Source organism: Pseudonocardia sp. SID8383 (genome assembly GCF_009864975.1).
GTDB lineage: Bacteria > Actinomycetota > Actinomycetes > Mycobacteriales > Pseudonocardiaceae > Pseudonocardia > Pseudonocardia alni.
Genome location: NZ_WWFY01000553.1, coordinates 1 through 9,605, shown reverse-complemented (window position 1 = coordinate 9,605; position 9,605 = coordinate 1). Strand labels below are relative to the sequence as shown.

Annotated in this window: 9 protein-coding genes; 7 read left to right on the top strand and 2 right to left on the bottom strand. The window is 72.7% G+C overall.

The window, feature by feature from the left end; genetic code table 11:
• The first annotated feature begins 244 nt into the window (after window positions 1-244).
• The 6 genes from GTW08_RS13565 to GTW08_RS13540 all read left to right on the top strand — a co-directional run bounded on the left by GTW08_RS13565 (window position 245) and on the right by GTW08_RS13540 (window position 6,171).
• The gene (locus GTW08_RS13565) at window positions 245-1,090 is read left to right on the top strand and encodes a 3-hydroxybutyryl-CoA dehydrogenase (protein ID WP_073577498.1); all 846 of its coding nucleotides are present in this window, start codon (window positions 245-247) and stop codon (window positions 1,088-1,090) included.
• 125 nt (window positions 1,091-1,215) lie between these two features.
• Complete coding sequence (locus tag GTW08_RS13560) at window positions 1,216-3,375, top strand: molybdopterin-containing oxidoreductase family protein (RefSeq protein WP_073577499.1); 2,160 nt, start codon at window positions 1,216-1,218, stop codon at window positions 3,373-3,375.
• Window positions 3,376-3,460: 85 nt separating this feature from the next.
• Entirely contained in the window at window positions 3,461-3,775 is a 315-nt protein-coding gene (gene fdxA, locus GTW08_RS13555) for a ferredoxin (RefSeq protein ID WP_073577500.1), read from the top strand.
• Window positions 3,772-4,746, top strand: a complete 975-nt coding sequence (locus tag GTW08_RS13550) for an NAD(P)/FAD-dependent oxidoreductase (RefSeq protein WP_073577501.1) — start codon at window positions 3,772-3,774, stop codon at window positions 4,744-4,746. Before fdxA ends, GTW08_RS13550 begins: the two co-directional genes overlap by 4 nt.
• A complete protein-coding gene (locus GTW08_RS13545) occupies window positions 4,743-5,213 on the top strand; it encodes a CBS domain-containing protein (RefSeq protein ID WP_073577502.1) in 471 nt (156 codons plus the stop codon). The genes GTW08_RS13550 and GTW08_RS13545 overlap by 4 nt, the downstream gene beginning before the upstream one ends.
• Window positions 5,214-5,235: 22 nt before the next feature.
• Window positions 5,236-6,171, top strand: a complete 936-nt coding sequence (locus tag GTW08_RS13540; RefSeq protein WP_073577503.1) for a helix-turn-helix domain-containing protein — start codon at window positions 5,236-5,238, stop codon at window positions 6,169-6,171.
• A gap of 39 nt (window positions 6,172-6,210) precedes the next feature.
• Here GTW08_RS13540 and GTW08_RS13535 read toward each other — a convergent pair whose 3' ends face one another.
• Window positions 6,211-7,020, bottom strand: coding sequence for an alpha/beta fold hydrolase (locus GTW08_RS13535; protein ID WP_073577504.1), 810 nt, complete (start codon window positions 7,018-7,020; stop codon window positions 6,211-6,213).
• Window positions 7,021-7,053: 33 nt separating this feature from the next.
• A complete protein-coding gene (locus GTW08_RS13530) occupies window positions 7,054-8,526 on the bottom strand; it encodes a flavin-containing monooxygenase (protein ID WP_073577505.1) in 1,473 nt (490 codons plus the stop codon).
• A gap of 139 nt (window positions 8,527-8,665) precedes the next feature.
• Between GTW08_RS13530 and GTW08_RS13525 the strand changes: the two genes are divergently transcribed.
• Window positions 8,666-9,605: GAF domain-containing protein (locus GTW08_RS13525; protein WP_346009901.1), on the top strand; the 940-nt coding region annotated here is incomplete at its 3' end.

The window sequence follows — 9,605 nt, the reverse complement described above, 5'->3', positions numbered from 1 at the left end:
CGGGGATGCGCCCCGCCCCGTGGGGAACCCGGCCGACCGTCGCTGAGCCGGCGGCCTGCGCCGGAGCGGGACGGCGTCCGGGACCGCCGCACACGTGCACGTCCGCCGCACCGGCCGCACCGGCCGAGTGAGGCCGGGCACCCGTCGTCGCGCCGGGTTGTGCCCCGCCCCCCGCCGACGGAAGTCTCGACGGTTCGACCGCGTCCCGGAGATCCCGGGACGCGCAGAGGGAACTGAGGTGCTCATGGAGCGCGTAGGCGTCGTCGGCTGCGGTCAGATGGGATCCGGGATCGCGGAGGTCGCGGCACGGGCCGGGTACGGGGTGCGGGTCGTCGAGACCTCCGCCGCCGCGGTGGAGGCGGGCCGGGCCCGCCTGGAGTCGTCGCTGGCCCGGGCGGAGAAGCGCGGCCGGATCGACTCCGCCGAGGAGGTTCTGTCCCGCCTCGAGGTCGTCGAGGGGCTGGACGCGCTGGCCGACCGGGAGCTCGTCGTCGAGGCGATCGCCGAGGACGAGGCGCTCAAGACCGGCGTCTTCCGGGAGCTGGACCGGCTCGTCACCGACACCGGCGCGGTGCTGGCGTCGAACACGTCGTCCATCCCGATCATGAAGCTCGCGGTGGCGACGAAGCGTCCCGAGCAGGTCGTCGGCATCCACTTCTTCAACCCGGTGCCGGTGCTGTCGCTGGTCGAGCTCGTCCCGAGCCTGATGACCTCCGAGGACACCCTGGTCCGGGCGCGGAGCTTCGTCGAGGAGGGTCTGGGCAAGAAGGCGATCGACTGCCAGGACCGCGCCGGCTTCGTCGTCAACGCGCTGCTGGTGCCGTTCCTGCTGTCGGCGATCCGGATGATGGAGTCCGGCTTCGCCACCGCCGAGGACATCGACGAGGGACTGGTCCGCGGCTGTGCGCACCCGCAGGGCCCGCTCGCGCTGTCCGACCTGATCGGCCTGGACACCGTGCAGGCCGTCGCGGAGTCGATGTACGCGGAGTTCAAGGAGCCGCTGTACGCGCCGCCGCCGCTCCTGGCCCGCATGGTCGACGCCGGCCTGCTCGGCAAGAAGACCGGGCGGGGCTTCCACACCTACGCCTGACCGGGCGTCCCGGGGGGCGATTGTGCTCCCCGGGACAACGTCAGTGCTCCCGGTGCCAAGACCGGCGCGCGGCGGGCGACCAGTCTCGTGGGCGACGCCATCCCACCACGAGGCGAGGAGCACCCATGACCGCGACGCACGAGGCCCCGGCCACGCCGCTGACCGAGAAGGTGGTCAAGGCCGCCTGTCCCCAGGACTGCCCGGACACCTGCGCGATGCTGGTGACGGTCGACGGCTCGGGGACGGCGACCTCGGTCGTCGGCGACCCGGACCACCCGTACACCAACGGCGGCCTCTGCGTGAAGGTCAACAACTACCTCGACCGCGTGTACGACCCGGGCCGTGTGCTGTTCCCGATGCGCCGGACCGGGCCCAAGGGCAGCGGCCGCTTCGAGCGGATCACCTGGGACGACGCCGTCACCGAGATCGCCACCCGCTTCAGGGCCATCGCCGCCGAGCACGGCCCCGAGGCGATCATGCCGGTCAGCTACCTGGGCACCCAGGGCATCCTGAACGGCCTCAACGTCGGTGACCCCTTCTTCGCGAAGCTGGGCGCCACCGTCGCCGAGCGCACCTACTGCGACTCCGGCTCCTGCACCGCCTACGCCATGACCATCGGCGACACCGCCGGGGTGGACCCGGAGAGCCTCGTGCACTCCACGTTCATCCTGGTGTGGGCCTGCAACATCATGAGCACCAACCTGCACCTCTGGCCCTACATCGCGAAGGCGAGGAAGAACGGCGCCAAGGTCGTGGTCGTCGACCCGGTCCGCACCCGCACCGCGGCCGCCGCCGACCAGCACATCCCGATCCGCCCCGGCACCGACGGCGCACTCGCCCTGGCCATGGCGCACGTGATCATCGCCGAGGGCCTCACCGACGACGACTACATCGCGAACCACACCGTCGGCTACGACGAGTTCGCCGAGCGCGTCTCCCGCTACACCCCCGAGTGGGCCGAGACCGAGACCGGCGTGCCCGCCGAGACCATCCGGGTGCTCGCCCGCGAGTACGCCGGCGCCCAGCCGTCGGTCATCCGGATCGGCGTCGCCGTCGAGCGGCACGCCGGCGGCGGCCAGACCGTGCGCGCCCTGTCCTGTCTGCCCGGCCTCGTCGGCGCCTGGCGCAGGCCCGGCGGCGGAATCCTGCAGCTGCCGCTGTGGGCGTTCCCCGTCAACTGGGGCGCCTTCATGCACCCGGAGATGCTCACCCCCGGCACCCGGGTCATCAACCAGTACCGGCTCGGTGCCGCGCTCGCCGGTGACCTGCCCGCCGGCCCGCCGATCAAGGGCCTGATGGTCTACAACTCCAACCCGGTCGTCACCACGCCCGACCAGGACCGGCTGATCAAGGGTCTGGAGAGCGAAGACCTGTTCACCGTCGTGTCGGAGCAGTTCATGACCGACACCGCGGAGTACGCCGACATCGTCCTGCCGGCCACGACGCAGCTCGAGCAGGACGACATCATGTTCTCCTGGGGTCACCTCTTCGTGACCTACAACCACCGGTCCATCGAGCCGCTGGGCGAGGCCGTCCCGAACACCGAGATGTTCCGCAGGCTCGCTGCCGCGATGGGCTTCGACGACCCGGTCTTCCGGCGCACCGACTCCGAGATGATCGCCGAGGCGTTCGACTGGTCCCACCCGCACATGGAGGGGATCACCGTCGAGTCGCTGAAGGAGCAGGGCTGGCAGCGGCTCAACGTGGCCCCGCCGGAGGCCTACGCCCCGCACGCCGAGGGGAACTTCCCGACGCCGTCGGGCAAGGCCGAGTTCGTCTCCGCCGCCGCGGCGGGCGGCAACTTCGTCGTCCCGCTGTTCCGGCAGGGCTCCAACGACCACCAGCCCGGCCAGCCGGTCGACCCGCTGCCGCACTACATCCCGCCGCGCGAGTCCGCCGCCGCGGACCCCGAGCTCGCCGCCCGCTACCCGCTCAACCTGCTCACGCCCAAGTCGCACGCGTTCCTGAACTCGAGCTTCGCCAGCCACGAGTTCCACCGCCGCGTCGCGAACGAGCACACCCTGATCATCCACCCGGACGACGCCGCTGCCCGCGGCATCGCCGAGGGGGCGCCGGTGCGCGTGTTCAACGACCGGGGCGAGTTCACCGTCGTCGCGTCGCTGCAGGACACCGTGTCCCGCGGGGTCGTGGTGAGCCCGATGGGCGGCTGGCGCAAGAACTCCAAGGCCGGCACCACCCTGGCCGCGGTCAACCCGACCGTGTTCGGCGACCTGGGCAACGCGCCCACGTTCTCCGACACCCTCGTCGAGGTCGAGACCGCCTGAGCCACGCGGCTCGGCCGGAGACCCCTTGCTCCGGCCGAGCCGCGTACCCACGTGCTGTCACCGTCCACATCGGAGGAAATACCCCGTGGCCTACGTCGTCACCGAAGCCTGCATCGACGTGCAGGACCGCGCCTGCATGGAGGAGTGCCCGGTCGACTGCATCTACCCCGGCGAGCGGATGATGTACATCCACCCCGACGAGTGCGTCGACTGCGGCAAGTGCATGCCCGCGTGCCCCAGCGAGGCCATCCACTGGGAGCACAGGATGCCCCCGGAGCACCAGGACTTCGTCGAGGCCAACGCGCTGTTCGTGCGCGAGCAGGGCTTCTCCGGCGGCGGCGAGGACGCCGATCCGGCCGACGGCGACCACCCGATCGTCGCGCAGCGGAGGCCCCGGTGAGCGGCGAGCTCACCGCCGACCTGGTCGTCGTCGGCGCCGGGCCGACCGGGCTCTACGCCACGTACTACGCGGGCTTCCGCGGGCTGTCCGTGGTCGTCGTCGACGCGCTCGACCAGCTGGGCGGGCAGATGTCGGTGCTCTACCCGGAGAAGCCGGTGTTCGACGTCGCGGGCTTCCCCCGGGTCCGGGCGCAGGACCTGGTCGACTCCCTGGTCGAGCAGGCCGCCCTGGCCGAGCCGACCTACCTGCTCGGGCACGACGCCGTGGAGCTGGAGCAGTTCGACGACGGTGTCGCCGTCACCACCGACCGCGGCGTGCGGATCCGGGCCGGGGCGCTGCTGGTCACCGGTGGCATGGGCCGGTTCACCCCGCGGCCGCTGCCCGCCGGCGGCGACTACGCCGGACGCGGGCTGCGTTACGCGGTGCCCCGCCCGGCCGAGCTGACCGGCAAGGACGTGCTGATCGTCGGCGGCGGGGACTCGGCTGTGGACTGGGCGCTGTGCCTGGAGCCGCTGGCCGCGTCGGTCACCCTGGTGCACCGCCGCGACGCCTTCCGCGCGCACGAGCGCAGCGTGACCGAGCTGCGCGCCTCGTCGGTGCGGATCCTGACCCCCTACGAGGTGCACGACGTCCGCGGCGGCGGCCACGTCTCCGAGGTCGACGTGTCCGGTCCGGACGGCGTCGAGACCCTGCGGGTCGACGAGATCGTCGCCGCGCTGGGGTTCAAGGCCGACCTCGCGGCGCTGTCGAACTGGGGGATCGGGATGAACCGCCGGCACATCGCCGTCGACCGGTCGATGCGCACGACGCTGCCCCGGGTGTTCGCGGCCGGGGACATCACCGACTTCGACGGCAAGGTCCGGCTGATCTCGGTCGGGTTCGGCGAGGCCGCCCTGGCGGTCAACAACCTCGTCCCGCTGGTGCGCCCCGACCTCCCGGTGGTGCCCGGCCACTCGAGCGACGCGGCATGATCGGCCCGGCGCCGGAGCGTCCCGGGACGGGGTGGGCCCCCGGCAGCACCGGCGAGGCGATGATCGCGCACCCGCGGACGTGCGGGCGCACCACCACGGTGCACCAGGCCCGGGAGGTGTTCCGCGACGACCACGTGCACGCGCTGCTCGTCGTCGACCGGGGTGTGCTGCTGGCCGTGGTGGAGCGCGGCGACCTCGACGGCCGTCCCGCCGCGGCGCCGGTCCGCTGGCTCGGCACCCTGGCCGGGCGCACCGTCGCCCCCACCGCGCCGGCGACCGCGACGCGCGACCGGATGCGGGCCGAGGGGCGCAGGCGGCTCGCCGTCGTCGACGGGCACGGCCGGTTACTCGGTCTGCTCTGCCTCAAGCGGTCCGGGGCCGGCTTCTGCACCGACGAGGGGGTACGGACCAGGGCGGCCGAACGTGCCGCGCGACGACGTCCTCACATCGGAGCAACACGTTCGTGACGTCCACGTGCGATGCTCGGGTATGGCATTGGTCACGATCGACACCACCACCGTGGCCGAGACCGACCGGCTGGACTTCTGGCGCGCCACGGTCTGCGACCAGTTCGTCGCGCTGGACGTGACACCGTCCACCACCGGTCTGGTCTCCGGACGGGTCACCGCCTCCTCGGTGGCCGGTACCCACCTGCGGCGGATCTCCTCGGTGCCGCACCGCTTCGAGCGCACACCGCGCCAGGTGCGGGCGGCCGACGAGGACTACCTGCAGATCGCGCTGGCCCGCCGTGGCCGCACACTCGTCGCTCAGGACGGACGGGAGGCGGTGATCGGCCCCGGCGAGTTCGTGATCTACGACAGCAGCAGGCCGTTCACCTTCGTCACCACCGACAGCTTCGAGTACCAGGTCTGCCTGCATCCCAAGAGCGCGCTGCCGCTGTCCCGGGCGGAGATGGCCGAGGCCACCGCGGTCGCCCTCGACGGCCGTCGCGGCGTCGGCGCGATGCTGCCGCCGCTGCTGTCCTCGCTGGACCGGGCGATCGGCGACGACGTCCCCGTGGCCGCGCAGGAGGCCGTCGCCCGCACCATCGGGGACATGTTCGTCGCGCTGGTGCGGAGCACCGTGCCGGCGACCGCCCCGGAGAACCTGCACGTCGCCCGGGCCCGCGGTGTCATCCGCGAGCGCATCGCCGACCGCGACCTGGACCCCGCCGGGATCGCCGCGGCCTGCGCGATCTCGGTGAGCTACCTCCACAAGCTGTTCGCCGAGGAGGGCACCACGGTGGCCGGGGCCATCCGCGAGGAGCGGCTCCAGGGCGCCTGGACCGACCTGCGCCGGCCGGAGTCCGCCCACGTCGGGGTAGGCGCGATCGGCGCGCGATGGGGCATGCCGGACCCGGCGGCGTTCAGCCGGGCCTTCCGGACCCGGTTCGGGCGGTCCCCCAAGGCGCACCGCGAGTCCTGAGGGCCGGCCGGGCGGGGAGGGTCCGCCCGGCCGCTCCGTTCAGATCCGCTGTTCGCCGAGGAACCCGGTGACCAGCTTCGTCAGGTCCTCGGGCCGCTCCAGGTGCATGCAGTGGCTGGACCCCGGCCCGGTGACCAGCTCGAACCGGGCGCCCGGGATGCGCTCGGCCACCGCGCGGGACTGCCAGTGCGGGGTCAGCAGGTCCTGCTCGCCGACCACGACCAGCGTCGGTGCCGTGATCGCGTCCAGCCGGTCGAGGGTGTCGTGCACGAGGTCGGCGTCCCACTGCTCGACGGTCACCTGCATCTGCGCCTCGTCCTGCGGGAACGCCGGCAGCAGCGCCTCCAGCAGGGCGCCCACGTTCGGGTCGTCGAGGGCCTGCGGGGAGAACGCGAGCCCCGACGCGGCCAGTGCGGACTCCATGTCACGGTGCACGTAGGGCAGGCGCAGCGCGGTGAGCACCGCGCGCTGGAAGCCGTCGGTGCGGCCCCAGGTGCCGTAGAGGACCTGTGAGGCGACCTGCTCGGGGCGGGCCAGCGCCATCTCCTGTGCGACGGCCGAGCCCAGTGACCAGCCGAGCAGGTGTGCGCGCGGGATCTCCAGGGCGTCGAGCAGCGCGGAGGTGTCGGCGGCCATCGAGCCGACCGTGATCGGCCCGGAGCCGCGGTCGCTGCCGCCCAGGCCCCGGTTGTCGACGGTGATGACCCGGTGGGTCTGGGCCAGCCGGTGCGCGAGCTCGCCCCACAGCGGGATCGCGCCGGACGTGCCCATGATCATGAGCAGGGGGTCGCCGTCGCCTGCGGTCTCGTAGTTGAGCTCGACGCCGGTGGACACGGGGATGCGGGGCACGGTGGGTCTCCTCGGGGTGTGCGGTCGGTCGGGTCAGCGGTACTGCAGACCGTCGTCGAGGTCGGCCTTCGGCAGCTCGACCCGGTCGACGTCGTGCTCGTGCATGTGGGTCCAGGGCTCACGGTCGCCCTGCCCGAACATGCGGTGCTGGGAGCGTCCGATGTAGCCGGGGTTGAAGTTGTCCTCCGAGACCCACGGCAGCCGTGGCATGTCGGCGTCCTGCGCCCGCAGCGTGGGCACGACGACCCGGTCCCCACGCTCGTCCATGCGCGCCAGGATGCGGCCGATCAGGTCGTTGACCAGGTCGATCCGCAGCGTCCAGCTGTGCCGGAAGTACCCGAAGGCGTAGGCCATGTTCGGGATGTCGCTGATCATCAGACCGCGCCAGGTGACGTGCCGGGTGAAGTCGACCGGCTCGCCGTCGACGGTGAAGGGGATGTCGCCGAACACCGCCAGGTCGAAGCCGGTCGCGGTGACGACGACGTCGGCCTCGATCACCTCGCCGGAGGAGACCTGCACGCCCTTCTCGGTGAACTCGGAGATGGTGTCGGTGACGACCGAGGCCTTCCCCGCGCGCATCGCGGCGAAGAAGTCGCCGTCGGGCACGAACGCGATGCGCTGCTGCCACGGCCGGTAGCGGGGGACGAAGTGCTTCTCGACGTCGGTGCCCTCGGGCAGCAGCGGCCGGATGGTCTCGACCAGGAACTCGTGCAGCGCGTCCGGGTCGTCGCGGCCGGTGGTCGCCAGCCAGTCGAGCTGCTGGACGTAGGTGCGGCGCAGGATCTCGTGGGTCCACTCGCCGGGCAGGTCGAGCGGCTCCAGCATCGTCGCGAGCTCGTGCACGGTCGGCGCCGGGAACCAGTACGACGGCGAGCGCTGCAGCATCGTCACGTGTTCGGCGGTCGCGGCCGTCGCCGGGACGACCGTCGCCGCGGTCGCGCCGGATCCGATGACCAGCACCTTCTTCCCCGTGACGTCGAGGTCCGACGGCCAGGACTGCGGGTGCACGACCGTCCCGGCGAAGCGCTCGGTGCCCGGCCATTCCGGGGTGTAGGGCTCGTCGTGGTTGTAGTAGCCCTGGCACATCCACAGGAACGACGCGGTCATCCGCAGGGTCTCGCCGGTGTCGGTGCGGGTGACGTCCGCGGTCCAGAGGTTCTCCTCCGAGGACCAGCTCAGCGCGGTGACGCGGTGGTGGTAGCGGATGCGCCCGGCGAGGTCGTCCTCGTCGATGACCTCGTGGAGGTAGGACAGGATCTCCCCGCCCGCTGCGATCGACGGTCCCTTCCACGGCTTGTGCCGGTAGCCGTAGGTGAACAGGTCGCTGTCCGAGCGGGCACCGGGGAAGCGGTGTGTCCACCAGGTCCCACCGGGGGCGTCCTGGGCCTCCAGCAGCACGAAGCTCCGCTCCGGGAACTCCTCCCGCAGCCGGTGCGCGGCGCCGATGCCGGACACCCCGGCCCCGACGATCAGGACGTCGACGTGCTCGGTGGTCGTGGCGGCCATGGGTCCTCCGGGTGTGGGTGTGACGACGGTCTCTCGACGCTAGAACGATCGATCCGTTCCTCGGGTGTCCGAACTTCGGACAGCGACAGGTGTTGACCGGTGACGCATCATGTGAGGACGAGCACAGAGAGGTGCGTCGATGGGGGATCTGCTCGCTCGCCGCCGCGAGCTCGTGTCCGCGCGGGCCGAGCTGCTCGACCGGCCCGACGTCGCGCTGCCCGGCGTGCCCGGCCACGTCGTCGCGTCGTGGCGGCGCAGCATCGCGGGCGGGGTGGACCCGGCGATGATCGTGAACCGGTTCCACCCCGACCTCGACACCGGCTCCCGGCTGGTCCGCTGCGCGCGCCCGGTGATGGAGCAGCTGGTCGAGCAGGTCGCCGGGATCGGGGTGTGCGTCGCGCTCACCGACCACCGGGCCCGGCTGCTGGTGCGCCTCGACACCGACGCGGTGATCGCCCGGTCCGCGGACGTCAACGCGTTCGCCGCCGGGTTCGGCTACGCCGAGGGCGCGGTGGGCACCAACGGGGTCGGGACCGTGCTGGAGTCCGGCCTGCCGGTGCACATCGTCGGCGCCGAGCACTTCGTCGAGCAGCTCCACGACTACGCCTGCGCCGGCGCCCCGGTGCGCGACCCGGCGACCGGGCGGATCGAGGCGGTACTCGACCTGTCCTGCCGCGCCGAGCACTCCTCGCCGCTGCTGCTGTCGCTGGTGCGCTCCGCGGCCGCGCGCATCTCCGACGCCCTGCTCCACGACCGCGACCCCGCCCAGCAGGCCCTGTTCGACGCCTACGCCCGCACCGAGTCCCGCACCCGGCGGGCGGTGCTCGCCGTCGGGCGCCGCACGGTGCTGGCGAACACCGCGATGCAGACCCTGCTCGACGCGGGCGACCACGCCGCGCTCACCGACCACGCCCGGTTCCTGCTGCTCCGCGGCCCCGGCGTCGACGACCGGGTGGACCTGCCGTCGGGGACACGGGCGCGGCTGCGCGGCGCGGTCGTCCCGGTCGGCGGGTCGGTCGCCGGCCTGGTGGCGGTGGTGACGCTGCTGCGCGAGCCCGACGGCGGCGGCTCCGCCGGAC

Excerpts from the sequence above, each read along its gene's own strand:
- GTW08_RS13565 (WP_073577498.1), top strand. The coding sequence starts at position 245 with ATGGAGCGCGTAGGCGTCGTCGGCTGCGGTCAGATGGGATCCGGGATC.
- GTW08_RS13560 (WP_073577499.1), top strand. The coding sequence starts at position 1,216 with ATGACCGCGACGCACGAGGCCCCGGCCACGCCGCTGACCGAGAAGGTG.
- GTW08_RS13545 (WP_073577502.1), top strand. The coding sequence starts at position 4,743 with ATGATCGGCCCGGCGCCGGAGCGTCCCGGGACGGGGTGGGCCCCCGGC.
- GTW08_RS13540 (WP_073577503.1), top strand. The coding sequence starts at position 5,236 with ATGGCATTGGTCACGATCGACACCACCACCGTGGCCGAGACCGACCGG.
- GTW08_RS13530 (WP_073577505.1), bottom strand. The coding sequence starts at position 8,526 with ATGGCCGCCACGACCACCGAGCACGTCGACGTCCTGATCGTCGGGGCC.